Source organism: Krasilnikoviella flava (genome assembly GCF_900167525.1).
GTDB lineage: Bacteria > Actinomycetota > Actinomycetes > Actinomycetales > Cellulomonadaceae > Isoptericola > Isoptericola flavus.
Genome location: NZ_FUZQ01000005.1, coordinates 83,111 through 108,146, shown reverse-complemented (window position 1 = coordinate 108,146; position 25,036 = coordinate 83,111). Strand labels below are relative to the sequence as shown.

Below are 25,036 nucleotides of genomic sequence, written 5' to 3'. Positions count from 1 at the left end.
CCCCATTGTCTTGAACGATCACATCTGTCGGGCTGACAGGATTTGAACCTGCGACCCCCTGACCCCCAGTCAGGTGCGCTACCAAGCTGCGCCACAGCCCGTCGGCCCCACACGTGATGCCGGAGCACCACCCCGCAGGGCCGACCGAAATACTACCCCAGGTCGGACGCTGCTCCTGCATCGACGCGAGGGTCGGCCGGCCGCGTCTCGCGGACCTCGCCGAGGACGCGCGCGGTGGCGAGCGCTGCGGCCGCGGCCTCGTAGCCCTTGTCCTCGCGCGAGCCGTCCAGCCCGGCACGGTCGAGGGCCTGCTGCTCGTCGTCGCACGTCAGCAGCCCGAAGCCCACCGGCACGGTGTGGTCGAGCGCCACCCGGTTCAGGCCGTCGGCGGCGGCGGCGCACACGTAGTCGAAGTGCGGCGTGCCGCCGCGGATCACGACGCCCAGCGCGACGACCGCGTCGTAGCCGGCCGCCGCGAGCGCCTGCGCGGCGACGGGCAGCTCGAACGACCCGGGCACGCGCACGACACGCGGGGAGACGACACCGTGGTCGGTGCAGGCCCGCAGCGCGCCGTCGAGCAGGCCGTCCATCACGGTCTCGTGCCAGCTCGCGGCGACGACGGCGACCTTCAGGTCGGAACAGTCGACGGGGGCGGCGACGGGGGCGCCGGCGCCGCTCATCGGGTGGCTCCGGCGGAGATCGAGGCGGTGGTCAGCGGGTCGGGCATCGTCGTTCCTCCGGTGTCGGGATCGGTCGGGCGGTCGCCCCGCGACATGGCGTCGCTCAGGTGCGGCAGGTCGTGGCCCATGCGGTCGCGCTTGGTACGCAGGTAGCCGAGCGTGCGCGGGTGGGTCGGCAGCACGAGCGGCAGCCGCTCGACGATGTCCGCTCCCCCGGCGGTCAGGCCGTCCACCTTGGCGGGGTTGTTGGTGAGGAGCCGCACGCCGGGGACGCCGAGGTCGCGCAGCACGTGCGCGGCGGCGGTGTAGTCGCGGGCGTCGGCGGGCAGCCCCTGGTCGAGGTTGGCGTCGACGGTGTCGCGGCCGTCGTCCTGCAGCGCGTACGCGGCGAGCTTGGCGGCCAGGCCGACGCCCCGGCCCTCGTGCCCGCGCAGGTAGACGACGACCCCTCGGCCTTCCTCGACGACCCGGCGCAGCGACTCGTCGAGCTGGGGCCCGCAGTCGCACCGCAGGCTGCCGAACGCGTCGCCGGTGAGGCACTCGGAGTGCACTCGCGTCAGGACGGGGCCGCGCCCTGGGTCAGCCAGGGCGTCGAGGCCCCCGGCCACCAGGGCGACGTGCTCGTCGCCGGTGCGGATGTCCCGGTAGGCGACGGCGGTGAGCTCGCCCTGCCGGGTGGGCAGGGTCGTGACCGCCACCCGCTCGACGAGCACCTCGGTGGTGCGCCGGTAGGCGGCGAGGTCGGCCACGCTGATCAGCGTGAGGCCGTGCTCGGCGGCGAACTCCCGCAGCGCGGGCAGCCGCATCATGGTGCCGTCGTCGTGCACGAGCTCGGCGAGGACGCCGGCCGCGCCGCGGCCGGCGAGGCGGGCCAGGTCGACGGCGGCCTCCGTGTGACCCCGGCGCTCCAGCACGCCGCCGGGGCGGGCGCGCAGCGGCAGCACGTGCCCGGGCCGGGTGAGATCGCCGGGCGCGGTCGCCGGGGCGGCGAGCAGCCGCGCGGTGCGCGCCCGGTCCGCGCCGGAGATGCCGGTCGTCACGCCGGCGGCGGCGTCGACCGTCACGGTGTACGCGGTGCGGTAGGCGTCCTGGTTGGCCTCGACCATGAGCGGCAGGCCGAGCCGGTCCAGCTGGTCGCCCGCCACCCCCACGCACACCAGGCCGCTCGTGTGCCGCACCAGGAAGCCCATGAGCTCGGGCGTCGCGGCGTCGGCGGCGAGGATGAGGTCCCCCTCGTTCTCCCGGTCGGCGTCGTCCGCGACGACGACGGGTCGCCCTGCCGCGACGTCGGCGATCGCCCGGGCGACACGCTCCGGCGCCCCCCGCGTCGCCGCGCCCGCGGCCGCGCTCATCGTGCGCCCTCCGCGCCGACCGGCCCGTGGGCGAGGTGACGCTCCACGTACTTGCTCAGCACGTCGACCTCGAGGTTGACGTGCTGACCCACGGCGCGGGCGCCGAGCGTCGTGCGGGCGCGCGTCTCCGGGATGAGGCTCACGGTGAACGACTCCTCGCCGGCGCTCACCACGGTGAGGCTCACGCCGTCGACGGCGATCGAGCCCTGCGCCACGACGTACCGCGCGAGCTCCGCCGGCAGCGCGACCTCGACGACCTCCCACTGCGTGCCCGGCGTGCGGGCGAGCACCGTGCCGACCCCGTCGACGTGCCCCTGCACGACGTGCCCGCCGAACCGCCCGTCCGCCGCGAGCGCCCGCTCGAGGTTGACCGGGTCGCCGGGCCGCCGGGCGCCGAGGCCGGTGCGTGCCAGGGTCTCGGCCATGAGGTCGGCGGTCCAGGTCGGCCGGCCGTCGTGCTCGCCGGTCTCCGCGACGGTGAGGCAGCAGCCGTCGACGGCGATCGAGTCGCCGAGCCGGACGCCGTCCAGCACGGTCTCGGCCGCGACGGTGAGGCGCGCGCCGTCGGCGTGCTCGCGCACCGCGACGACGGTGCCGAGCTCCTCCACGATTCCGGTGAACATGGCTCAGCGCTCCTTCCGCGGCCGCAGGGTGAGCCGCACGGTGGGGGTGTCGGTGGGGTCCTCCGGGTCGCGCGGCAGGACGGCGACGTCGAGCAGGTCGAGCCGGGCGGCGTCGGCGATCGTGCCGATGCCGAGGTCCGCGACGGCGGACGCGCCGTTCCCGAGCAGCACGGGCGCGACGTACGCGACGACGTCGTCGACCAGGCCCGCACGCCAGAAGGCGGCCGCGAGCGCCGGGCCGCCCTCCAGCAGCACGTGGCGATGCTCGCGGTACCAGAGCAGGTCCAGCACCTCGTGCGGGTCGTGGGTGCGCAGCTGCATCACGGCCTCGCCCGCGGCCGCAGCCCGCGCGAGACGGGAGGAGGCGGGCAGGTCGCGCAGCCCCACGACGACCCGTTCGGGCTGCTGCCCGGTGAGGGGCGCGTGCCGCACGGTGAGGTCGGGGTCGTCGGCGAGGACGGTGCCCGTGCCGACCACGACGGCGTCCACCCCGGCGCGCAGGCGGTGGACGCCGTGCCGGGCCGCGCGCCCCGTGATCCAGCGCGACGTGCCGTCCGCGGCGGCGGCCCGGCCGTCGAGCGTGCTCGCGACCTTCCAGGTGACGACAGGGCGGCCCAGCTCCAGCGCGCGCGACCACGTCGCGTTCAGGGCGCGCGCCTCGTCGGCCAGCACGCTGCCGAGGACATCCACGCCCGCGGCGCGCAGCCGGGCGGCGCCGCCCGACGCGGCGGGGTTCGGGTCCTGCTGGGCGTGCACGACGCGCGCGACACCGGCCCCGAGGAGGGCGTCGACGCACGGCCCGGTGCGGCCGTGATGGTTGCAGGGTTCGAGGGTGACGACGGCGGTCGCGCCGCGGGCGGCACCCGGGCCGCGGGACTCGGACGCGCGCCGTAGCGCCTCGACCTCGGCGTGGGGCGTGCCCGCACCCCGGTGGAAGCCCTCCGAGATCGTCGAGTCGTCCGCGTCGAGGAGCACGCACCCGACACGAGGGTTCGGGCCGCGTGCCGGCACCTGTGCGGCCAGCTCGAGCGCACGCCGCATCGCTGCGCGCTCTGCCGTGGTGGCACCCATCCGTCCTGCCCCTGTCGTCCGGTCGCGGACCCCGGGGTGCAGGAAAGGCAGGGTCGGACGTGCTCGCACCGGCCGGCCGCGACCACCACCACGACGGGTGGGCCGGCCCACGAGGGGCCGGGAACGGACCGGACGGGGAGCCGCCGCGTGCGCTTCCCATCCGGACTTTGACCGTCGGTCCAGGAGTTCCACCTGGTCAACCGGTCACAGGATGTGACCGGGTCGCGGACTATCACCGCCGGCTCGGATTTTCACCGACCCCAGAGCACGCGAGCTTTTCGCTCGTCACCGCCGACCGTGCCACGCCGGGAGCGGCACTGGCAAGCCCGAGTGGCGTACGTCTCACCGCGAGCCGGGCGCCGCGTCAGTCCCAGACGAGGGAGAGCACCCGGTACCCCTCGGGCACCTCGGGGATCTCGCTGAACCAGTCCTCGGGGTAGACGTACCCCTCGACCACGCCGTCGGCCTGCAGCTCGTCCGCGCCGACCAGGTCCTCGACCTCCTCGGGCACGAGCGTCGTGCACACGGCGACCGCCTCCGCGGCGATCCAGCCGGCGTCGTCCTCGACGGACTCCTCGTGCAGCTCGACCCGCACCCAGGCGACGCCGTCGCGCGCGGCGAGGTGCTCCAGGCGCTGCCGGACGTCCGCGAGCGGCGGACGCCCGTCGCCCCACTGGTTCGGGGCGAGCGACTCTTCGTCGTCGTTGCCGTCGAAGAACTCCGCCAGGGTGAGCAGCGGAAGGGTCCGTTCGTCGCCTCCGTCAGCGGCACCCGAACGGCGGTCCAGCTCCTCGCGGGTGATCACGCCATCGACCCTAGGCCCGCAGACCGGCGGGCGCGACGCCGGTCAGCGGCCCCGCGGCCGCGTGGTGCGGCGCTCGTCGTCGCGCCCGAGCGCTACCCCGAGCGCGACGAGCACCAGCAGGTCCACGACCAGCCCGGCGACCGCGACCCACTGCACGGCCCGGAACGCGAGGAGCTGCGTCACGAGCAGGCTGACCAGCACCCCGCGCCGCACCCAGACGGCCCCGGCCCGGTGATCACCCCGCCCGACGACCAGCGCTCGCACCACGCAACCGACCGTCGTGGCTACGGCCGCGAGGATGCCCGCACCGACCCACGTCGGCACGTCCACTTCCCCGGTCAGCACGCGCAGCCCGACCACGAGCGACCCGGCCGCGGTACCCAGCACGGCGACCGTCACCACGGCGGCCGCCCACCGGTGCTCCATGGCGTCCGCGAACCACGCCGAGGCACGACGCACGAGCGCGCGCACCGGGTCGGGCACGGTCACGTCGTCCCGCGGGACCGCCTCGACCAGCGCGGCCACCTCCGCGGCACCGGGCTCGCCCTGCCCGCGCTCCACGAGCGCGCGCGCCTCGGCGCGGTCCGCGTCGGTGAAGCCGCCCGCGACGCCCGCGACGGCCCGGTCTGTCGCCACCGCGAGATACTCCGCCGGGTGGTGCGCCCGCCGTCCGTGCAGGGCCTCGACGAGCAGCACGAGCACCACCACGACGGCGTAGATGAGCGCCGCGGTCGGCGCATAGAAGTAGTCGTTGTCGGACGTGACGAACTTGCCGATCTCGTCGACGAACAGCCCGAACCCGATCCCGCCGAGCACCGCACCCAACGACCGCGGCGCCGGGCCGACCCACGACAGCAGCACCACCACCGCGAGCGCCATGCCGAGGCCGCCCCACAGGACGTGCGCCACGTGCAGCCCGCCGCCGCCCACCTGCGGGTACCCGGAGGCGGCGAGCAGGAAGCGCGTCACCAGCACCGTCGCCACGGACACCACGAGGAACGTCACGAGGTGGCGCACGGCAGAGGTGTCGCGCGCCGCGCCCAGGCGCAGCAGGCGACCCCTGCGGCCCAGCGGGGCGGTGCTCATCGGCAGCTCATCGCGAGCTCATCGGGTCACCGGCGGCGCTTCTCCCGCACGCGGACGCTGATCTCGATGGGCGAGCCCTCGAAGCCGAAGGTCTCGCGCAGGCGGCGCTCGATGAAGCGGCGGTAGCCGGCCTCGAGGAACCCCGTGGCGAAGATGACGAACCGGGGCGGCCGCGTCGCGGCCTGCGTGCCGAACAGGATGCGCGGCTGCTTCCCGCCGCGCAGCGGGTGCGGGTGCGCGGCGACGAGCTCGCCGAGGAACGCGTTGAGACGGCCGGTGGGGATGCGGGTGTCCCAGGACTCCAGGGAGGTCTCGAGCGCGCGCGTCAGCTTGTCGGTGTGCCAGCCGGTGCGCGCGGAGACGTTGACGCGCGGCGCCCACTGCACCTGCACCAGGTCCTTCTCGATCTCGCGCTCGAGGTACGGGCGACGGTCGTCGTCCATGAGGTCCCACTTGTTGTACGCGATGACGAGCGCGCGCCCCGCGTCCACAGCCTGCGAGATGACGCGCGTGTCCTGCTCCGTCATCGGCTGCGAGGCGTCGACGAGGACCACCGCCACCTCGGCCTTCTCGATGGCGGCCTGCGTGCGCAGGGACGCGTAGAAGTCCGCGCCGCGCGTCTGGTGCACGCGGCGGCGGATGCCCGCGGTGTCGACGAACCAGTAGGGCACGCCCTTGATCAGGACGAGCTCGTCGACCGGGTCCCGCGTGGTGCCCGCGACCTCGTCGACGACGACACGCTGAGCGCCGGCGATCTTGTTCAGCAGCGACGACTTGCCGACGTTCGGGCGCCCGACGAGCGCGACGCGGCGCGGGCCGGCGGGCCGCAGCTCCCCGTGCTCGGAGACCGCGGGCAGCACCTTCATGGCCGCGTCGAGCAGGTCGCCCGTGCCACGCCCGTGCAGCGCGGAGACGGGGTGGGGCTCGCCCAGGCCGAGCGCCCACAGGTAGGCCGCGTCGGCCTCGCCGGACGGGCCGTCCACCTTGTTGGCGCACAGCACGACGGGCTTGCCCGAACGGCGCAGCAGCTCCACCACGCGCTCGTCGGTCGACGTCGCGCCCACGGTGGCGTCGACGACGAAGATCACGGCGTCGGCCAGCTCGACGGCGACCTCCGCCTGCTCCGCGACCTTGGACTCGATGCCCGCGACGTCGACCTCCCAACCGCCCGTGTCCACGAGGGTGAACTCGCGGCCGGCCCACTCGCCGGGGTAGCTCACCCGGTCGCGGGTGACACCCGGGGTGTCCTCGGTGACGGCCTCGCGGCGTCCGAGGATGCGGTTGACGAGGGTCGACTTGCCGACGTTGGGGCGTCCCACGACGGCGAGCACGGGCAGCGGTGCCTCGCCCGGTCCGAAGCCCTCCTCGTCCCACTCGGCGTCCAGCAGGGCGCGGTCGGCCTCATCGAGCTCGAAGTCCTCCAGCCCGGCGCGCAGGGCGCGCTCGCGCGCCTCGTCGTCGTCGGACTCGAGGACCTCCGCCACGGCGTCGCGGCCCGGCTCCTGACCGGGAGCCTCGGCCGGGGGCGCGAGCTCGGCGGTGGGGTCGTCGGTGGGCTCGGCAGCAGGCACGGAGCCGTCGGCGGGAGTGGTCATGCGCACCATTCTCCCAGGCCGAGCGGCCTGTCACGAACGAGACCCCCGTCACCGAGCCCTCGGGCCCCGCGACGAAGCGTGGGCGACCCGTGGAGCCAGGGCCGGGCGGCGGGGGCATGTCGGGTCGGGCGAACGCCGGACCCGTCGGGTCAGGCCGTGACCTGGGCGACCACCGCGAGGACGGCGTCGACCGTCTGATCGAAGTCCAGGTCGGAGGAGTCGACGGTGGCGACGCCGTCGGCCGCGACCTGGAACTGGCTCACGGTCGAGTCGTCGCGGTCGCGGCGCAGCACCTGGTCGCGCGTGGCCTCGACGGCCGACGCGTCCGCGGCACCGTGCACCTCGAGGGAACGTCGGCGCAGCCGGGCCTCCTCGCTCGCGGTGAGCAGCACGCGGGCATCGGCGTCCGGGGCGACGACGGTGGTGATGTCGCGCCCCTCGGCGACGATGCCCTGCCCCCCGGAGAAGCCGCCCGGAGCGTTCTCGGCCTCGATGACGGCGCGCTGGCGACGGCGCAGCTCCGCGCGGACCTCGAGGTTGGTGGCGACCTGCGAGACCGCGGTGGACACCTCGGTGGCGCGGATGGCCGCGGCGACGTCGCGGCCGCCCAGGTGCACGGTCGGCGCGGCCGGGTCGACGCCCATCTCCAGAGGCATGCCACGCACCGCGTACGCCACGGCGGCCTGGTCGGCGAGGTCCGTCCCCCCGTCGACGCACCACAGCGTCGCGGCCCGGTACATGGCGCCCGTGTCGAGGTAGGCGAGCCCCAGCCGGGCCGCCACCGCCTTCGAGACGCTGGACTTGCCGGACCCGGAGGGACCGTCGACGGCGATGACGACCACGTGTGTGCTCACCTTCTGTTGTCGCGCGGGGCTGCCGCGCGGGACTTCTGGGGACTGCGAGGGACGGGTACGGAAGGGCGCCGCGTCACATGTCGACGTCGCGCATGAGCGTGCCGAGCTCGGTGCGCCCGAGCACCCGCGAGCGCCCGACGCGCAGGTCACCGAGGGCGATGGGGCCGATCCGCGTACGCACCAGGCGTGTCACGGGGAACCCGACGGCGTCGAGCATGCGGCGCACGATGCGGTTGCGCCCCTCGTGCAGCACCACCTCGAGCATCGTGGCACCGGGGACCGCGTCGACCACGCGCACCTTGTCGGCGCGGGCGAGGCCGTCCTCGAGCTCGACACCGTCGGTCAGCTGCTTGCCGTGGCGGGGGTAGAACTCGCCGCCCGCGACCGTCACCAGGTAGGTCTTGCGGATCTCGTACCGGGGGTGCGCGAGCCGGTTCGCCAGCTCGCCGTCGTTGGTGAGCAGCAGCAGGCCCTCGCTGTCGACGTCGAGCCGACCGACGTGGAACAGCCGCTCCGACCGGTCCTTGACGAGGTCGGCGAGCGTCGGGCGGCCCTCCGGGTCGCTCATCGTGGACACCACGCCGAGAGGCTTGTTGAGCGCGATCGTGATCTTCGATGCGTCGAGCTGCACGCGCATCCCGTCCACGTGGACGACGGCCTTCGCCGGGTCCACGCGCACGCCGAGCTCCGTCACGAGGACGCCGTCCACCTCCACGTGCCCCGCCGCGATGAGCTCCTCGCACTTGCGGCGCGAGCCGAGGCCGGCCTGGGCGAGCACCTTCTGCAGCCGCACGCCGTCGGCGACGTGGACGTCGTGCTCCGGCTCGGATCCGCGCGAAGGGGCGGGACGACGGGTGGCGGCGGCGCCGCGCGGGCGCTGCGGCCGCTGCTGGCGCTGTGCGGGGCCCTGGGGGCGGTTGGTGCGGCGGCTCCCGCCGCGGCGTTCGGTGCTCATGGTGACCGATTCTCTCAGGTCGGCCGGGGCGCGCTCGACGACGGGCGGTCAGGCCCGGGACGTGGCCCGACGGTGCGCGGCGAGCACGGCCCCGAACGCCGAGGAGAGCCGCGGCTCCACGGCGTCCGCGTCGTCGACGTCCCCGCACACCATCGCGCCGTCGCGCAGCATCATCAGCTCGGCGGCCGCGGCGCGGGGGTCGTCGGCGCCTGCGTCCCGCGCGACGTCGGTGAAGAAACCCGCGTACCAGGCACGATGGGCGGCCACCGCGCGGCGCACGGGGTGCGACGGGTCGGCGAACTCGGCCCCGGCGTTGACGAACGCGCAGCCGCGGAACCGTTCGCCCCGCGCCACGTCGCCGAGGGCCGCGGCGAGCGCCCCCAGCGTGGCCGGGGCGTCTCCGACGTGCTCGGCGCGGAGCCGCTCGAGCTGCTCTCGCTCCGCGGCCGCGAGCTCCTGCAGGTACGCCACGACCAGGTCGTCCTTGCTCGGGAAGTGCCGGTAGAACGTGACCTTCGACACGCCGGCCGCCGCGATCACCCGGTCCGCGCTCACGGCACGGATGCCCTCGGCATAGAGGAGCCGGCTCCCCGCCTCGAGGATCCGCCCGCGCACCTGCCCGCGCACCGCCGGGGCGCGCCCGGACCCCGCACCCGCTGCCGCACTCGTTCCCATCGGCCCAACCTCTCACGTCCGCCCGGCGCCGCGGATCGGCTGCTTGCGGCGACGGTCTCCGCATGGTCTAGTAGACGAACTAGTAACTCTACCGAGAGGGAGCATCATGAGCGCGATCTACACGGCAGTCGCGACCGCCACCGGCGAGGGTCGGGACGGCCGCTCGCGGACCGACGACGGCCTGCTCGACGTCGACCTCGCGATCCCCAAGGAGATGGGCGGTGCCGGCGGGGCCACCAACCCCGAGCAGCTCTTCGCCGCTGGGTACGCCGCCTGCTTCCACTCCGCGCTCAAGCTCGTCGCCCGCCGTCAGAAGGCGCCGCTGACCGACTCCGCGGTCGTCGCGGAGGTGTCTCTCCTGCCCACGGACGAGGGCGGCTTCCGGCTCGCCGTGGCGCTGCACGCCGAGCTGGGCGGCGTCGACCAGGCCACGGCCGACGCCCTCGTGGCCGCCGCGCACCAGGTGTGCCCGTACTCGAACGCCACGCGTGGCAACGTCGACGTCAGCGTCGACGCCACCGTCGCCTGACGGTCCGCGCGCGCCGTCAGGCCTCGGGCCCGTCCTCCGCCAGCACCCGTCGGAGGGCCGAGGACGGGTCCAGGCCGATCGCCTCCCCCACGTCGGGCAGGTGCGGAGCCAGCGGCGGCAACGCGTCCAAGGACGTCCAGCCCATGCGGTCGAGGAACTCCCCCGTGGTGCCGAACAGCACCGCGCCGGTCATGGGGTCCTGCCCGGTCTCGGCGATCAGCCCTCGGGCGAGCAGCGTCCGCACCACCCCGTCGACGCTCACCCCGCGCACCGCGGACACCTGACCACGCGTGACCGGCTGGCGGTACGCGATGACGGCAAGGGTCTCCAGGGCGGCCTGGCTCAGCCGGGAGGACTGCCCCTCCAGCACGAACGCCCCCACGACATCGGCCTGCGCCCGCGCCGAGTAGACGCGCCAGCCGTCGACGCCCTCCCGCAGCTCGAACCCCCGCGGCCGCCCGCCCGTCGCCCCCCGGTACTCGGCGGCCAGCTCCTCGAGCACCGCTGCCACCTCCGGCACCGGCCGGGAGACGCCCACCGCCAGCCGCTCCACCGGAACAGGCGACTCGGTGACCATGAGCACGGCCTCCAGCGCGGCCGCGAGGCCGCCGGGCAGGTCGTCGACGTCGAACTCGAGGTCGATCCTGGGTTCCGGGGCGTCGGGTCCGTCCCCCACCTCCACCGCAGCCTCGCCCGCGTCCGTCCCCTGCGTCATGCCACGACCTCCGTCACGTCCTGTCCGCCCGTGGCGGGCCGGACCGGCCCCGCCTCCTGCGGCGTCCCGTCGAACTCCTCGAAACCGGCCGCGAGCACGCCGTCCTCGTCCGGGTCGCCGTCGTCGTCCGCCGTCCACCGCACGGTGAGCTCCCCCAGCGCCGTCGCCTGCTCGAAGGCGACCCGGCCCGAGCGGAAGAGCTCCAGCAGGGCCAGGAAGCGCGCCACCGCCACCAGCCGCTCCTCCCCCGCCACGAGCGCGCGGAACGTCGCGACGTGCTCGCGCCGCAGCCGCCGCGCCACCACGCCCGCCTGCTCGCGCACGCTCACGGCAGAGGCATGCAGGTGCTCGAGCCCGACGACGGGCGGCGGCTTGGGCTCCAGCGCCTTGGCCGCCAGCTCCGCGAGGCGTGCCCCGTCGAGCGTCCACACCAGCTCGGGCAGCAGCGCCGTGAGGTACGGCTCGAGGGGCACCGCGCGCGGCACGCGGCGCCCCTCGGTCTCGAGGAGCTCGGCGAGGATGCCGGAGACCTCCTTGTACGCCCGGTACTGCAGCAGCCGGGCGAAGAGGAGGTCCCGCGCCTCGAGCAGCTCCAGGTCCTCGGCGTCCTCCTCGACGACGCCCGGGAGCAGTCGCGCGGCCTTGAGGTCCAACAGGGTGGCCGCCACCACGAGGAACTCGCTCGCCGTGCCGAGGTCCCACGACGGGTGCTCCTCGCCGCGGGCCGTCGCCGCGCGCGCGGTGGCCTCGGCCTCCCGGATGTGCGCGACGAACTCGTCCGTCACCTCCGCGAGCGCCACCTCGGTGACGTCGAGCTCGCGCTTCGCGATCAGCGAGAGCAGCAGGTCGAACGGGCCGGTGAAGTTGTCGAGGTGCACCTCGAACCCCGGCCGGGCGTCGGGGCCGTCGGCCGTCCCCGCCTCCGGGGCGACGTCAGGCAGCGTCACCACGGGCGACGAGCTCCCGCGCGAGCTGCCGGTACGCGGCGGCGCCGGCGTGGGTCGGGGCGTAGTTGGTGATGGGCTCCGCGGCGACGGACGCGTCGGGGAACTTCACCGTGCGCCCGATGACCGTGTGCAGCAGCGTGTCGCCGAACGCCTCGTGCACCCGCGCGACGACCTCGCGCGAGTGCAGGGTGCGGGAGTCGTACATGGTCGGCAGGATGCCGTCGATCTCCAGCGCCGGGTTGAGCCGGTCGCGCACCTTCTCGATCGTCTCCACGAGCAGGGCGACGCCGCGCAGGGCGAAGAACTCGCACTCGAGCGGGATGAGCACGCCGTGCGCCGCCGTGAGGGCGTTGACCGTCAGCAGGCCGAGCGACGGCTGGCAGTCCACGAGGATGACGTCGTAGTCGTCCAGCGCCGGGCGCAGCGCGCGGGCGAGCACCGACTCTCGGGCCACCTCCCCGACGAGCTGGACCTCCGCGGCCGACAGGTCGATGTTGGCCGGCAGCACGTCCAGGCCCTCGATGTTCGTGGGCTGCAGCACGTCGGCGAAGCCGACGTCACGCTCCATGAGCAGGTTGTAGACGCTGAGGTCGAGGTCGTGGGGGCTGACGCCCACACCTACCGACGCGGCGCCCTGCGGGTCGAAGTCGACGAGCAGCACGCGGCGTCCGTACTCGGCCAGCGCCGCACCCAGGTTGATCGTCGTGGTGGTCTTGCCGACGCCACCCTTCTGGTTGCACATCGCGACGATGCGCGCGGGCCCGTGGGACGCCAGCGGCGCCGGGTCGCGGAAGTCGGGCAGCGGCCGCCCGACGACGTCGGTGCGCGGCTCCTCGGCCTGGCCCGCCGGACTGCCCGGGGTGGGACTGGTCGCGGGGACCGCGGCCGGTGAGGCGTCGCTCGTGGTCGTCTGCGTCATGGTGTCGCTCCCGAGTCCCTCGCTCACCTGCGCCACGCTACCCCAGCACCTCGACGGGCCCGGGCGGCACGCCGGGCGCGCCGCCCTTCGTCCCCGGAAGCGTCCCGGGGCGGTTCAGCCGAGCGCCCGCGGGTGCGCCGCGGCGTATACCTCGCGCAGCGCGTCGCGCGTCACCATCGTGTAGATCTGCGTGGTCGTCACCGACGCGTGCCCGAGCAGCTCCTGCACCACGCGCACGTCCGCGCCGCCCGCGAGCAGATGGGTCGCGAACGAGTGCCGCAGCGTGTGCGGCGACACGTGCTGCGTCAGCCCGGCGCGCTCCGCCGCCGCCTGCAGCACCGACCACGCGCTCTGGCGCGACAGGCGCGCACCGCGGGTGTTGAGGAACAGGGCAGGTGTGCCCCGGCCGGCGGACGCGAGCAGCGCCCGGGCACGGACCAGGTACGCCTCCAGCGCGGTCCTGGCGTACGAGCCCACCGGCACCACGCGCTCCTTGTCGCCCTTGCCCCGCAGCCGCACGGACCCCGCACGGGGGCCCTCGTCGCCGTCGCCGTCACCGAGCAGGCCGTCGACGTCGTCGATGTCGAGCCCCACGACCTCGCTGATGCGGCCGCCGGTCGAGTAGAGGAGCTCCAGGAGCGCACGGTCGCGCAGCGGCACCGCACCGTCGCCGGCGGCCGCGGCGTCCAGCAGACGGGCGATCTCGTCGATCGACAGCGCGTGCGGCAGGCGCCGCAGGGCGCTCGGCGCGTGCACCTGGGACGCCGGGTCGGCGCGGGTCACGCCCTCGGCGTGCGCGAACCGGTGCCAGCCGCGCACCGCGGCCAGCGCACGGGCGGTGGACGACGGCGACAGCGGGGCGCCGTCGTCCGACCCCTGGCGCAGCACCAGAACGTAGTCCTCGACGTCGCGCTCCCCCACGTCGTCGAGACCCGACCGACCGGTCGCCTCGAGGTGGCGGGCGTAGCGACCGAGGTCGCGGCGGTACGCCGCCACCGTGTTGGTCGACAGCCCGCGCTCGACGCCGAGGTGCGCGAGGTAGTCCTGCAGCGCGGCCGCCAGCGCGGGCGGGAGGGGCGGGACGGGCGAGGAGTCGGGCACCGGAACATCATGCCCCGCGGCGCCGACGGAGCGGGTCGATCCGAGCCCGGGTGCCGTCGAGCCCGCTCAGAAGGGGAGGAAGACGTCCACCGCGACGGCGATGAACAGCACCGTGAGGTACGTGATCGACCCGTGGAAGACCTTCATCGCGCCGAGCTTGCCCCGCTCGGGGTGGCCGGCCCGGCGCAGCATCGCGATGACGAGGTAGAGGAACCAGCCGCCCGAGGCGATCGCGACGACGGTGTAGAACCACGACATCCCGGCGAGCGGCACGAGCGCCAGCGAGCAGGCGATCATCGCGACCGTGTGCGCGACCATCTCGATCGCGACGCGGCGGTCGGACGCGACCACCGGGAGCATCGGCACGCCGGCGTTGGCGTAGTCCTTCTTGAACTTCACCGACAGCGGCCAGTAGTGCGGCGGCGTCCAGAAGAAGATCACGCCGAACAGCGCGACCGCCGCCCAGCTGAGCGAGCCGGTGACGGCGGCCCAGCCGATGAAGACCGGCATGCAGCCCGCGATGCCGCCCCACACGATGTTCTGCGGCGTGCGCCGCTTGAGGATCATCGTGTAGCCGACCACGTAGATCGCGATCGCTCCGAAGGTCAGCCAGGCCGAGGCCACGTTGACCAGGAGGGCGAACCACAGCAGCGACACGACGCCCAGGACGGTGGCGAACACCAGCGCGGCGCGCGGGGTGATCTCCCCGGTGGCGAGCGGCCGCCGCTTCGTCCGGTTCATCACCTGGTCGATGTCGCGGTCCAGATAGCAGTTGAAGACGTTCGCGGACGCCGCGGCCAGGGTGCCGCCCACCAGGGTGAGCAGCACGAGCCACAGGTCCGGGAGCCCGCCCTGCGCGAGGATCATCGTGGGCAGGGTCGTGACGAGCAGCAGCTCGATGATGCGCGGCTTCGTCAGCGCGACGTACGCGCCGACGCGGTCGCGCCACCCCTTGCCCGACGCGTCGTCCGGTCCCGGTGCCGCAGCGCGGCGCTCCGCCCGGTCGGCATCGGCACGCTCCCGCTCGGCCCGCACCTTCGCGCGGGTCGGCGTCGACGGGTGGGACGTCGTGGTGCTCGTGGTGCTCACGCGCGTGCTGGTCCGTTCTCGGCTGGGGATCCGGGGAGCTCGGGCGACGTGGGAGGGTCGCCGCCTCATCGTACGCCGAGGTCAGCGGCGGGGCGGCCCGGACGGCTGCACCGCGGCTGTGAGAAATGCCCGCGACGGCGTCATCTCCCCGGACATTGTCCGGCCCCCGTGGCGCGCCGCTCAACTGGTGGGACGAACGGAGCCGGGACGGGCGCCGTGGGAATGCGCGGCGCTAGGGTGGTGCTGCACAACGGTGAAGAGCGGGCCGCCCATCTCCGGTCGGCCGCTCGCCGCCGTGCCCCGCCGTCGCATCGAGGACCCCGTGCGGCGTCCGACGTGCCGGCGCCCCGTACCGGCAGAGCAGCAGCAATCACCCGGGGCCCGCTCCGGGCAGGAAAGAGGCACATCTGTGAACGCGTTCGACCCCGTCGTCGCCCCGCTCGAGTGGAGCGCGCTCGACGACCGCGCGGTGAAGACCATCAAGGCGCTGGCGGCCGACGCCGTCGAGAAGGTCGGCAACGGCCACCCCGGCACGGCCATCTCGCTGGCCCCCGCGGCGTACCTGCTGTTCCAGAAGACGCTGCGGCACGACCCGGCCGACCCGCACTGGGTCGGCCGCGACCGGTTCGTGCTCTCCGCGGGCCACTCCTCGCTCACGCTGTACCTGCAGCTGTTCCTCGCCGGCTACGGCATGGAGATCGAGGACCTCGAGGCGCTGCGCACCTGGGGCTCGCAGACCCCGGGCCACCCCGAGTACCGCCACACCCCGGGCGTCGAGATCACCACCGGCCCGCTGGGCCAGGGCCTCGCCTCGGCCGTCGGCATGGCGTTCGCCTCCCGCCGCGAGCGCGGCCTGCTCGACCCCGACGCCGCCCCCGGCGAGTCGCCGTTCGACCACCACGTCTACGTCATCGCCTCCGACGGCGACCTGCAGGAGGGCGTCACCTCCGAGGCCTCGTCGCTCGCCGGCACGCAGAAGCTCGGCAACCTCGTGGTGATCTGGGACGACAACAAGATCTCCATCGAGGACGACACGGACATCTCCTTCACGGAGGACGTGCTCGGGCGGTACGCCGCGTACGGCTGGCACACCCAGCGCGTGGACTGGACGCAGGGCGGCACCGGCTACGCCGAGGACGTCGACGCGCTCGCCGCGGCGATCGAGGCCGCGAAGGCCGAGACCGACCGCCCGTCCTTCATCGCGCTGCGCACCATCATCGGCTGGCCCTCGCCCACGAAGCAGAACACGGGCGGCATCCACGGCTCGGCCATGGGCGCCGACGAGGTCGCCGGCCTCAAGGTCGCCCTCGGTCTCGACCCCGAGGCCACGTTCGCCGCCGATGACGAGGTGCTCTCCTACACCCGTTCCGTCGCCGGGCGTCAGGCCGACCAGCGCGCCGCTTGGGACCGCTCGTACGCCGCCTGGCGCACGGCCGCCCCGGAGCGCGCCGCGCTGCTCGACCGCCTCGTCGCCCACGAGCTGCCCGCCGGCTGGACCGACGAGCTGCCCGTCTTCGAGGCGTCCGAGAAGGGCGTCGCCACCCGCGCCGCGTCCGGCAAGGTCCTCACCGCGCTCAAGGACGTGCTGCCCGAGCTGTGGGGCGGCTCCGCCGACCTCGCGGGCTCGAACAACACGACGATGGACGGCGAGCCGTCGTTCATCCCCGTCGAGCACGCGACGAAGAAGTTCCCGGGCAACCCGTTCGGGCGCACCCTGCACTTCGGTATCCGCGAGCACGGTATGGGCGCGATCCTCAACGGGATCGTGCTGCACGGCCTCACCCGCCCCTACGGCGGCACGTTCCTCCAGTTCGCCGACTACATGCGCGCCTCGGTGCGCCTCGCGGCGCTCATGGAGATCCCGACGACGTTCGTCTGGACGCACGACTCCATCGGCCTCGGCGAGGACGGCCCGACGCACCAGCCCGTCGAGCACCTCGCCGCGCTGCGCGCCATCCCCGGCCTCGACGTCGTGCGGCCCGCCGACGCGAACGAGACCGCGTGGGCCTGGCGCGGGATCCTGGAGAACACCGCCAACCCGGCCGGCATCGTGCTCACCCGCCAGAACGTGCCGACGTTCCCGCGCGGCACCGAGGGCTACGCGGGCGCCGAGGGCACCCTCAAGGGCGCCTACACGCTGGTCGACGCGACCAACGACGCGACCGGCACGCCGGACGTGATCCTGGTCGGCACCGGCTCCGAGGTGCAGCTCGCCGTGCAGGCCCGCGAGCAGCTCGCCGCCGAGGGCGTCGCCGCCCGCGTCGTGTCCATGCCGAGCCGCGAGTGGTTCGACAAGCAGGACGCGGCCTACCGCGAGTCGGTGCTGCCGTCCGCGGTGAAGGCGCGCGTGTCCGTCGAGGCAGGGATCGCGCAGGGCTGGCGCGACGTGGTCGGCGACGCCGGCCGCAGCGTCTCGCTCGAGCACTACGGCGCGTCGGCGGACTACCAGACGCTGTACCGCGAGTTCGGCATCACGGCCGAGGCCGTCGCTGCCGCGGCCCGCGAGTCGCTCGCCGCGGTCCGCGGCGCTGGCGACGCCGCCTGAGCGCTCGTAGATTCCAGGTGGGGCGCCGCCCGTCGGCGCCCCACCCGGCCCCCGTCGAGACACCACCTGCGGGGGGCCTCCGACTTGGAAGGACGTCCGATGACGCAGAGCACCGTCCCCGTACCGATCACCGACCTGACCGGCGCCGGGGTGTCCATCTGGCTCGACGACCTGTCTCGGGAGCGCCTGCGCAGCGGCAATCTCGCGGCGCTCGTCGCCGAGCGTGGGGTCGTCGGCGTCACGACCAACCCGACGATCTTCGCCAAGGCCCTGTCGAGCGGTGACGCCTACGACGCGCAGCTGGCCGAGCTGGCCGGCTCCGACGTGGACGCGGCCGTCGAGACCATCACCACCGACGACGTGCGCGCCGCGGCCGACCTCCTGCGCCCGGTGTACGACGCGACCGACGGCGTCGACGGCCGCGTGTCCATCGAGGTGGACCCGCGCCTGGCGTACGACGCCGACAAGACCGTCGTCGTGGCGGAGCGCCTGTGGCGCACCGTGGACCGCCCGAACGTGTTCATCAAGATCCCGGCCACGGTGCCGGGGCTCGACGCGATCTCCCGGACCCTCGCCCAGGGCATCAGCGTCAACGTCACCCTGATCTTCTCGATCGAACGCTACCGCTCGGTCATGGAGGCCTTCGCGATCGGCCTCGAGCAGGCACGGGCGGACGGCATCGACCTCGGTCCGATCGGGTCGGTCGCGTCGTTCTTCGTCTCCCGCGTCGACTCCTCGGTGGACGCCGCCCTGGAGAAGATCGGCACGCCCGAGGCGCTCGACCTGCGCGGGCAGGCGGCCGTCGCCAACGCCCGCCTCGCGTTCGAGGCCTTCGAGCAGTTCGTGAGCACCGACGAGTGGCGCTCGCTCGTCGCCTCCGGCGCGCACCCGCAGCGGCCGCTGTGGGCCTCGACCGGCGTGAAGAACCCGGAGTACCCCGACACGCTGTACGTCTCCGAGCTGGTCACCGACGGCGTCGTCAACACCATGCCGGAGCCCACCCTCCAGGCGTTCGCCGACCACGGCGTCGTCACGGGCGACACGGTACGTGGCACCGCGGTCGCGGCGCGGCGCACGGTCGAGACCATCGAGTCCCTCGGCGTCTCGCTCGCCGAGGTCACCGACCACCTCGAGACGGACGGGGTCCGCAAGTTCGAGGACTCGTGGACCGAGCTCCTGGAGACCGCGTCCGCCGGGCTGAAGGCCCAGGGCGCCTGACCCACCCGCCCCGGGCGCCGCGGCGCCCCGGGCCGCACCTCCTCCCGCCCGCACGACGAAGAACGGTGCCCACCTCGTGAGACCGGCCAAGATCACCGCCGAGCACAACCCGCTGCGCGACCCCCTCGACCTGCGGCTCCCCCGCATCGCCGGCCCCAGTGGCCTCGTGATCTTCGGGGTCACGGGCGACCTGTCGCGCAAGAAGCTCATGCCCGCCGTGTACGACCTGGCGAACCGCGGCCTCCTGCCGCCGGGGTTCGCCCTGACCGGGTTCGCCCGCCGCGACTGGGCGGACCAGGACTTCGCGGAAGTCGTGCACGACGCCGTCAAGGAGCACGCCCGCACCCCGTTCCGCGAGGCCACCTGGCGCCAGCTCGCCGAGGGCATCCGCTTCGTGCAGGGCTCGTTCGACGACGAGGCAGCCTTCGAGCGGCTGCGCCAGACCGTCGAGCAGCTCGACGCCGAGCGCGGCACGGGCGGCAACCACGCCTTCTACCTGTCCGTGCCGCCGAGCGCGTTCCCGCTGGTGTGCCGCCAGCTGTCGGAGTCGGGGCTCTCCAAGTCGTCCCCCGACGCCTGGCGCCGCGTCGTCATCGAGAAGCCGTTCGGGCACGACCTCGAGAGCGCCCGCGAGCTGGACGCGGTGGTCTCCCAGGTCTTCGACCCGGAGTCGGTGTTCCGCATCGACCACTACCTCGGCAAGGAGACGGTCCAGAACCTTCTCGCGCTGCGGTTCGCGAACCAGATGTTCGAGCCGCTGTGGAACAACAACTACGTCGACCACGTGCAGATCACGATGGCCGAGGACATCGGCATCGGCGGCCGTGCGAGCTACTACGACGGCATCGGCGCCGCTCGCGACGTCATCCAGAACCACCTGCTCCAGCTCCTGGCGCTCGTCGCCATGGAGGAGCCGGTGAACTTCGACGCCGACGCCCTGCGCGCCGAGAAGATCAAGGCGCTGTCCTCGGTGCGCCTGCCGCGCGACCTCGGGCGCCACACGGCCCGCGGCCAGTACGCCTCCGGCTGGCAGGGCGGCGAGAAGGTCGTCGGCTTCCTCGACGAGGAGGGCTTCAACCCGAACTCCACCACCGAGACCTTCGCGGCCGTCAAGCTCGACATCGACAACCGGCGCTGGGCGGGCGTGCCGTTCTACCTGCGCACCGGCAAGCGGCTGGGCCGGCGCGTCACCGAGGTCGCCGTCGTCTTCAAGAAGGCGCCGCACCTGCCGTTCGAGTCGTCGCTCACGTCCGACCTGGGCAACAATGCGCTGGTCATCCGCGTGCAGCCCGACGAGGGCGTCACCCTCCGGTTCGGCGCCAAGGTGCCGGGCACCGCGATGGAGGTCCGCGACGTCACGATGGACTTCGGGTACGGCCACTCCTTCACGGAGTCCTCCCCCGAGGCCTACGAGCGCCTCATCCTCGACGTCCTGCTCGGCGACCCGCCGCTGTTCCCCACGCGTGAGGAGGTCGAGCTCTCCTGGAAGATCCTCGACCCGATCACCTCGTACTGGGCGGGCAAGGGCAAGCCCGAGCAGTACGCCTCCGGCACCTGGGGCCCGGAGTCGGCAGACAAGATGATGGCCCGCGACGGCCGGTCGTGGCGGCGCCCGTGAGGCCCGCCCCCGCCCCGGACGACGCCCCACGCGCCGCGGCGAGCCGCCCCCACCTGTGCCGGATCCACCGAGGAGAACCCCGATGATCATCGACATGCCGGACACGACTGCGAACGCGGTCGGCAAGCGGCTCGCCCACCTGCGCGACGAGGGCGGCGCGGTGGCGCTCGGACGGGTGCTCACGCTCGTCGTCGTCGCGGAGGAGGCCGACATCGAGGACTCGGTCCGCACCGCGAACCAGGCCAGCCACGAACACCCGTGCCGTGTGGTCGTGGTCGCGCCCCTGGCCCAGCGCGACGACTCCACCCCGCGGCTCGACGCCGAGATCCGTGTGGGCGGCGACGCCGGCGCGTCGGAGGTCGTCGTCCTGCGCGCGGGGCGGCCGATGCTCGCGAACACCGACACGCTCGTCATGCCGCTGCTGCTCCCCGACGCGCCGATCGTCGTCTGGTGGCCCACCGGCGGCCCCGACGACCCGTCGGCCGACCCGATGGGCACGATGGCCCAGCGCCGCATCACGGACACGACGACGGCCGCCGACCCGGTCGCGATGCTGCACCGCCTGGCGGGCACGTTCCGCCCGGGCGACACCGACCTGGCGTGGGCGCGCGTCACGCTGTGGCGCGGCCTCATCGCCGCTGCCGTGGAGCAGCCGCCGTTCGAGCCCGTCACCGCCGTGCGCGTCGAGGGCCAGGAGCAGCACACGTCCCTCGACCTGCTCGCAGCCTGGCTCGGCCAGCGCCTGCGCTGCCCCGCCACCGTGGTGCGCACCGACAGCGACGACGCCATCACGCGCGTCACGCTGGAGCGCAAGAGCGGGCCGATCGTCCTCGACCGGCCCGACGGCCGCGTCGTGGCGATCACGCAGCCCGAGAAGCCGGAGCGCCGCATGGCGCTCCCGATCCGCGCGCTGAGCGAGGCGCTCATCGAGGAGCTGCGGCGCCTCGACCCCGACGAGCTGTACGGCGAGGTCCTCACCAAGGGGCTGACGCGCGTCGAGACCGTCAAGGCGGGTCGATGACCGCCGCCGAGACCGGTGCCGCGCCGCTCGTCGTCGTGCACCCGGACCCGGCGGTCCTCTCCGAGGCCGCGGCGGCCCGGCTGCTGACCCGGCTGCTCGACGCGCAGTCGGTGCGCACCCCCGTGCACGCCGTGCTCACCGGCGGCACCGTGGGCATCAAGACCCTCGCGGCCGTGGCCGCGAGCCCGCTGCGCGCGGCCGTGGACTGGTCCGGGGTGCACCTGTGGTGGGGCGACGAGCGGTTCCTGCCCGACGGCGACCCGGACCGCAACGAGACGCAGGCCCGGGCCGCCCTCGTCGACGCGCTCGTGGCGGACGCAGGGCTGCCCGCCGACCACGTGCACGGGATGCCCGCGCCCGGCGCCGTCGTCGACGGCACGACGGTGCAGACCCCCGAGCAGGCCGCCGCGGCCTACGCCGCGGACCTGGCGCGGTTCGCCCCGGCGTCCGTCGAGGAGGGTGTCCCGGCCGTGCCGGAGTTCGACGTCCTGCTGCTCGGCATGGGGCCGGACGGGCACGTCGCCTCGCTGTTCCCCGGGCATGCGGGCCTCGCGGCGCGCGGCGCCACCATCGGGGTGCACGGCTCCCCCAAGCCGCCGCCGGAGCGCGTCTCGCTCACGTTCGACGCGCTGCACCGCGCGCGCGAGGTGTGGGTCGTGGCGGCCGGCGCCGAGAAGGCGGCCCAGGCCGCCGCGGCCCTGGCCGGCGGCCCGGTGACCGAGGTCCCCGCCGCCGGTGCGCGCGGCACCGAGCGCACCCTGTGGCTGCTCGACGCCGCGGCCGCGGCCCTCGCCGCCTGACGTCGCCCGCAGGGCACGACGGCCCCCTCTCGTCAGAGCGTGAGGGGGCCGTCGTGCCGCCGACTGGTACCAGTGGCAAGGGCGGTCCCGCCTCTGGGGTCCGCGGCATGCGCAGGTCTCGAGCACCCCTGGCCTTCACACCGCGGCCGGGTCAGCTGGCCGAGCGGTGCCGCTCGGCCAGCAGCCGACCCGGGGTGTCGTCGTCGAACTCGGCGAAGAACTGCCCCACCCGCTCGGTCAGCTCGTTCATCCCGTCGCAGGCGAACAGCGTGGGCTGGTAGTGCGAGATGTCGTACTCCACGGTGCCCATGGAGTAGAAGTCGAGCGGCAGGATCGTGGCCCCCCGGAACTCCTCGATCTCCCCGTAGGAGGACAGCAGCCCCGCGCCGTAGGCGCGCAGCTCCCCGTCCTCGTACATCACGCCGAACTCGATGGTGAACCAGAAGACGTCCGCCACGAACTGGAGCCCCTCGGGGGTCTCGCACCGCCGGGCCGCCTCCCCCGCGCGGCGCTTCACGGCCGCGATCGCGGGGTTGGCGAGCAGGTTCCCGTGGCCAACCACCTCGTGGATGATGTCCGGCTCCGGGGTGTACAGCGGCTGCGACCCGTGCCGTAGGTACTGCGTGGAGTGGAAGACGCCGTCGGCGAGCGACCCGTAGAACTGGTCCAGCGGCACCAGCCCGGCGGCCGGGTGCAGACGGAAACCGCTCAGCGGCTCCAGCCCTGCGCTGACCTCGTCGAGCTGGGGCACCCGGTCGGTGGGCAGGCCCAGGGCTTCCTTGCCCTCGAGGTAGCCGCGGATCGCGAGCCGCTCGTGCTTGGGCGCGAGTTCCGCGCACACCGTGCGCCAGATCTCGTTCTCCGCGTCGGTGTAGTCGACCCGGGGCACGGTGTCACCCGGTGCCCAGCGCAGCGCGGGGCCGGCGATGACCTCGCGCCGGCGCCGGTACTCCGGGTCGTTCGCGCCCGGGTGGTCCTCCGTGAGGTGCACCGTGACGCCGTTCTCGTCCTCGGTGACGGGGGCGTAGAGCTGTCCTTCCTCGAACATGCGGCCAGACTACGCCCGGCGACATCGTCTCGACAGATGGACGCCCGAGCCCTCCGGGACGCGTCCCCGCCGGGTCAGCTCGCCCGGCGCAGCCCGGTCCGGCGTGCCCGCAGCGTCGCGAGCGCCTCCTCGAGAAGGGCGGCGCCGTCCTCCTCGGACCGTCGTTCCTTCACGTACGCAAGGTGCGTCTTGTACGGCTCGTTCCGCATCGGCTCCGGCGGGTGGGCCGCGTCCAGCCCGGCGGGGAAGCCGCAGCGCGGACAGTCCCAGAACTCCGGAGCCTCGACGTCCTCGTTCGCCGAGAAGCTCGGCGTCGTCTCGTGCCCGTTCGCGCACCAGTACGACACCCGCACCCGGGGTGCTGCATCGCCGCGCTCGGACTCTCCCAGCGGACCCGCGCCCACGCGCGAGCCCCGGATCGCATGACCGGCATTAGCCACGTCTTGTCGTCCTCACCTTCGACTCAGTGGGCGTACGCCCACGGACGATCTTCGTGAACCGTCGGGCCAGGCTCTCGCCCGGCCCTCGTGTCCCCCTCACCGGCCTCGGACCGGCGACGGTCGTGCCGTGCCGGCTCAGCTCACCTTCGTGATGAGGCCCAGCAGCACGATCACGACGAACCAGACGAGCGCAAAGCTCACCGTGATCCGGTTGAGGTTGCGCTCCGCGACGCCGGAGCTGCCGGCGGCGCTCGAGATCCCCCCGCCGAACATGTCGGACAGCCCGCCGCCCTTGCCCTTGTGCATCAGGATGAGCAGGATCAGGAAGGCGCTGGTGATCACCAGGAAGACCTGAAGGATGATCTGCAAAACGTCCACGGTGTCCTCGGCTGTCCTCGTTCGTCGTCCGTCCCGCAGGACGGACATCTGTTCGTCATCCGGCCAGGACGTCGTCCCGGCCGGGTCAAGAGTAAGTGACGGACGCCTCCCGAGGCGAACACCGATGTTTCCATCGGATGACGATCCCGGGAGGCGTCCGTCGGGTGGGCCCAGGGCCCGCGTGCGGTGTCGCGTCAGGCGACGTGCGCCTGGTAGCGCGCGATCTTCGCGAACTCGACCGGGTCGAGGCTCGCGCCACCGACCAGTGCACCGTCGACGTCGGGCTGCGCCATGATCTGCGCGACGTTGCCCGACTTCACGGAGCCGCCGTAGAGAACGCGCACGGCGTCGGCGACCTCCTGGTCGTACAGCTCGGTCAGGACGCGGCGGATCGCCCCGCAGACCTCCTGCGCGTCCTCCGGCGTCGCGACCTCGCCGGTGCCGATCGCCCAGACCGGCTCGTACGCGATGACGACCTGCAGGGCCTGCTCGCGCGAGACGTCCACGAGCGCCGCCTCGACCTGCGCGAGGGTGTGGGACACCTGCTCGCCCGCCTTGCGGATCTCGAGGCCCTCGCCCACGCACAGGATCGGCACGAGGCCGTGCGCGAACGCGGCGCGCACCTTGGCGTTGACCAGGTCGTCGCCCTCCGCGTGGTACTCGCGGCGCTCGGAGTGGCCGACGGCGACGTAGGTGCAGCCAAGGCGGGCGAGCATCGCGCCCGAGACCTCGCCGGTGAACGCGCCGGACTCGTGCCGCGACAGGTCCTGCGCGCCGTAGCGCAGGTCGAGCTTGTCGGCGTCCACGAGGGTCTGCACCGACCGCAGGTCGGTGAAGGGGACCAGGACGGCCACCTCCACGGCCTCGTAGTCGTGCTTCGCGTCCTTGAGCGTCCACGCGAGCTTCTGCACCGTGGCGATCGCCTCGGTGTGGTCCAGGTTCATCTTCCAGTTGCCCGCCATCAGGGGCGTG

25 protein-coding genes, 1 tRNA gene and 1 riboswitch are annotated in these 25,036 nt (G+C 74.0%); of the genes, 6 read left to right on the top strand and 20 right to left on the bottom strand.

The window, feature by feature from the left end; all coding sequences use genetic code 11:
• Nucleotides 1-27: 27 nt before the first annotated feature.
• The 11 genes from B5Y66_RS14005 to B5Y66_RS13955 form a co-directional block, all read right to left on the bottom strand.
• Nucleotides 28-101 (bottom strand) — tRNA-Pro (locus B5Y66_RS14005).
• Between the two features lie 51 nt (nucleotides 102-152).
• Nucleotides 153-680 (bottom strand): 6,7-dimethyl-8-ribityllumazine synthase, encoded by a 528-nt coding sequence (gene ribH, locus B5Y66_RS14000; protein WP_079575129.1) that lies wholly within the window; start codon nucleotides 678-680, stop codon nucleotides 153-155.
• Nucleotides 677-2,032: a bifunctional 3,4-dihydroxy-2-butanone-4-phosphate synthase/GTP cyclohydrolase II gene (locus B5Y66_RS13995; RefSeq protein ID WP_079575128.1), complete on the bottom strand. Its 1,356-nt coding sequence runs from the start codon at nucleotides 2,030-2,032 to the stop codon at nucleotides 677-679. Before B5Y66_RS13995 ends, ribH begins: the two co-directional genes overlap by 4 nt.
• Nucleotides 2,029-2,655, bottom strand: a complete 627-nt coding sequence (locus B5Y66_RS13990) for a riboflavin synthase (protein ID WP_079575127.1) — start codon at nucleotides 2,653-2,655, stop codon at nucleotides 2,029-2,031. Before B5Y66_RS13990 ends, B5Y66_RS13995 begins: the two co-directional genes overlap by 4 nt.
• Nucleotides 2,656-2,658: 3 nt before the next feature.
• A complete protein-coding gene (gene ribD / locus B5Y66_RS13985; RefSeq protein WP_079575126.1) occupies nucleotides 2,659-3,726 on the bottom strand; it encodes a bifunctional diaminohydroxyphosphoribosylaminopyrimidine deaminase/5-amino-6-(5-phosphoribosylamino)uracil reductase RibD in 1,068 nt (355 codons plus the stop codon).
• A 143-nt stretch (nucleotides 3,727-3,869) separates the two neighbouring features.
• Nucleotides 3,870-3,999, bottom strand: a riboswitch (FMN riboswitch).
• Nucleotides 4,000-4,090: 91 nt separating this feature from the next.
• Nucleotides 4,091-4,531, bottom strand: coding sequence for a hypothetical protein (locus B5Y66_RS22555; RefSeq protein ID WP_079575125.1), 441 nt, complete (start codon nucleotides 4,529-4,531; stop codon nucleotides 4,091-4,093).
• Nucleotides 4,532-4,573: 42 nt separating this feature from the next.
• Entirely contained in the window at nucleotides 4,574-5,617 is a 1,044-nt protein-coding gene (locus B5Y66_RS13975; RefSeq protein WP_079575124.1) for a hypothetical protein, read from the bottom strand.
• Nucleotides 5,618-5,643: 26 nt separating this feature from the next.
• The gene (gene der / locus B5Y66_RS13970; protein WP_079575488.1) at nucleotides 5,644-7,212 is read right to left on the bottom strand and encodes a ribosome biogenesis GTPase Der; all 1,569 of its coding nucleotides are present in this window, start codon (nucleotides 7,210-7,212) and stop codon (nucleotides 5,644-5,646) included.
• A 149-nt stretch (nucleotides 7,213-7,361) separates the two neighbouring features.
• Entirely contained in the window at nucleotides 7,362-8,066 is a 705-nt protein-coding gene (gene cmk / locus B5Y66_RS13965) for a (d)CMP kinase (RefSeq protein ID WP_245807116.1), read from the bottom strand.
• Nucleotides 8,067-8,139: 73 nt separating this feature from the next.
• Nucleotides 8,140-9,021, bottom strand: a complete 882-nt coding sequence (locus B5Y66_RS13960; protein ID WP_079575122.1) for a pseudouridine synthase — start codon at nucleotides 9,019-9,021, stop codon at nucleotides 8,140-8,142.
• A gap of 48 nt (nucleotides 9,022-9,069) precedes the next feature.
• A complete protein-coding gene (locus B5Y66_RS13955) occupies nucleotides 9,070-9,696 on the bottom strand; it encodes a TetR/AcrR family transcriptional regulator (protein ID WP_079575121.1) in 627 nt (208 codons plus the stop codon).
• Nucleotides 9,697-9,802: 106 nt separating this feature from the next.
• Here B5Y66_RS13955 and B5Y66_RS13950 point away from each other — a divergent pair, with 106 nt between their 5' ends.
• Nucleotides 9,803-10,225: an organic hydroperoxide resistance protein gene (locus tag B5Y66_RS13950; protein ID WP_079575120.1), complete on the top strand. Its 423-nt coding sequence runs from the start codon at nucleotides 9,803-9,805 to the stop codon at nucleotides 10,223-10,225.
• Nucleotides 10,226-10,241: 16 nt separating this feature from the next.
• Here the strand turns inward: B5Y66_RS13950 and scpB are convergent, their stop codons facing one another.
• The 5 genes from scpB to B5Y66_RS13925 all read right to left on the bottom strand — a co-directional run bounded on the left by scpB (nucleotide 10,242) and on the right by B5Y66_RS13925 (nucleotide 14,996).
• Nucleotides 10,242-10,940, bottom strand: coding sequence for an SMC-Scp complex subunit ScpB (gene scpB / locus B5Y66_RS13945; protein WP_079575119.1), 699 nt, complete (start codon nucleotides 10,938-10,940; stop codon nucleotides 10,242-10,244).
• Nucleotides 10,937-11,890, bottom strand: coding sequence for a segregation and condensation protein A (locus B5Y66_RS13940; RefSeq protein ID WP_079575118.1), 954 nt, complete (start codon nucleotides 11,888-11,890; stop codon nucleotides 10,937-10,939). The genes scpB and B5Y66_RS13940 overlap by 4 nt, the downstream gene beginning before the upstream one ends.
• Entirely contained in the window at nucleotides 11,874-12,842 is a 969-nt protein-coding gene (locus B5Y66_RS13935) for a ParA family protein (RefSeq protein ID WP_407656391.1), read from the bottom strand. Before B5Y66_RS13935 ends, B5Y66_RS13940 begins: the two co-directional genes overlap by 17 nt.
• A gap of 78 nt (nucleotides 12,843-12,920) precedes the next feature.
• Nucleotides 12,921-13,907 (bottom strand): site-specific tyrosine recombinase XerD, encoded by a 987-nt coding sequence (xerD, locus tag B5Y66_RS13930; RefSeq protein WP_079575117.1) that lies wholly within the window; start codon nucleotides 13,905-13,907, stop codon nucleotides 12,921-12,923.
• 66 nt (nucleotides 13,908-13,973) lie between these two features.
• Nucleotides 13,974-14,996: a heme o synthase gene (locus tag B5Y66_RS13925; protein WP_079575116.1), complete on the bottom strand. Its 1,023-nt coding sequence runs from the start codon at nucleotides 14,994-14,996 to the stop codon at nucleotides 13,974-13,976.
• Between the two features lie 409 nt (nucleotides 14,997-15,405).
• Here B5Y66_RS13925 and tkt point away from each other — a divergent pair, with 409 nt between their 5' ends.
• The 5 genes from tkt (at nucleotide 15,406) to pgl (ending at nucleotide 22,198) form a co-directional block, all read left to right on the top strand.
• On the top strand, nucleotides 15,406-17,541 hold the full coding sequence (gene tkt / locus B5Y66_RS13920; protein WP_079575115.1) for a transketolase: 2,136 nt from the start codon (nucleotides 15,406-15,408) through the stop codon (nucleotides 17,539-17,541).
• 99 nt (nucleotides 17,542-17,640) lie between these two features.
• Nucleotides 17,641-18,759 (top strand): transaldolase, encoded by a 1,119-nt coding sequence (gene tal, locus B5Y66_RS13915; protein WP_079575114.1) that lies wholly within the window; start codon nucleotides 17,641-17,643, stop codon nucleotides 18,757-18,759.
• Nucleotides 18,760-18,835: 76 nt separating this feature from the next.
• Complete coding sequence (zwf, locus tag B5Y66_RS13910; RefSeq protein WP_079575113.1) at nucleotides 18,836-20,377, top strand: glucose-6-phosphate dehydrogenase; 1,542 nt, start codon at nucleotides 18,836-18,838, stop codon at nucleotides 20,375-20,377.
• Nucleotides 20,378-20,459: 82 nt separating this feature from the next.
• Nucleotides 20,460-21,398, top strand: a complete 939-nt coding sequence (locus B5Y66_RS13905; protein ID WP_079575112.1) for a glucose-6-phosphate dehydrogenase assembly protein OpcA — start codon at nucleotides 20,460-20,462, stop codon at nucleotides 21,396-21,398.
• A complete protein-coding gene (gene pgl / locus B5Y66_RS13900) occupies nucleotides 21,395-22,198 on the top strand; it encodes a 6-phosphogluconolactonase (RefSeq protein ID WP_079575111.1) in 804 nt (267 codons plus the stop codon). Before B5Y66_RS13905 ends, pgl begins: the two co-directional genes overlap by 4 nt.
• Nucleotides 22,199-22,349: 151 nt before the next feature.
• Here the strand turns inward: pgl and B5Y66_RS13895 are convergent, their stop codons facing one another.
• The 4 genes from B5Y66_RS13895 to tpiA all read right to left on the bottom strand — a co-directional run bounded on the left by B5Y66_RS13895 (nucleotide 22,350) and on the right by tpiA (nucleotide 25,026).
• A complete protein-coding gene (locus B5Y66_RS13895) occupies nucleotides 22,350-23,246 on the bottom strand; it encodes a phenylalanine 4-monooxygenase (RefSeq protein WP_079575110.1) in 897 nt (298 codons plus the stop codon).
• A gap of 74 nt (nucleotides 23,247-23,320) precedes the next feature.
• Nucleotides 23,321-23,686, bottom strand: coding sequence for an RNA polymerase-binding protein RbpA (locus B5Y66_RS13890; protein WP_079575109.1), 366 nt, complete (start codon nucleotides 23,684-23,686; stop codon nucleotides 23,321-23,323).
• 135 nt (nucleotides 23,687-23,821) lie between these two features.
• Nucleotides 23,822-24,064 carry a preprotein translocase subunit SecG gene (secG, locus tag B5Y66_RS13885; RefSeq protein WP_079575486.1) on the bottom strand — a complete coding sequence of 81 codons (243 nt, stop codon included), beginning with the start codon at nucleotides 24,062-24,064 and terminating at the stop codon, nucleotides 23,822-23,824.
• A gap of 194 nt (nucleotides 24,065-24,258) precedes the next feature.
• Nucleotides 24,259-25,026 (bottom strand): triose-phosphate isomerase, encoded by a 768-nt coding sequence (gene tpiA, locus B5Y66_RS13880; protein WP_217700822.1) that lies wholly within the window; start codon nucleotides 25,024-25,026, stop codon nucleotides 24,259-24,261.
• Nucleotides 25,027-25,036 lie beyond the last annotated feature (10 nt).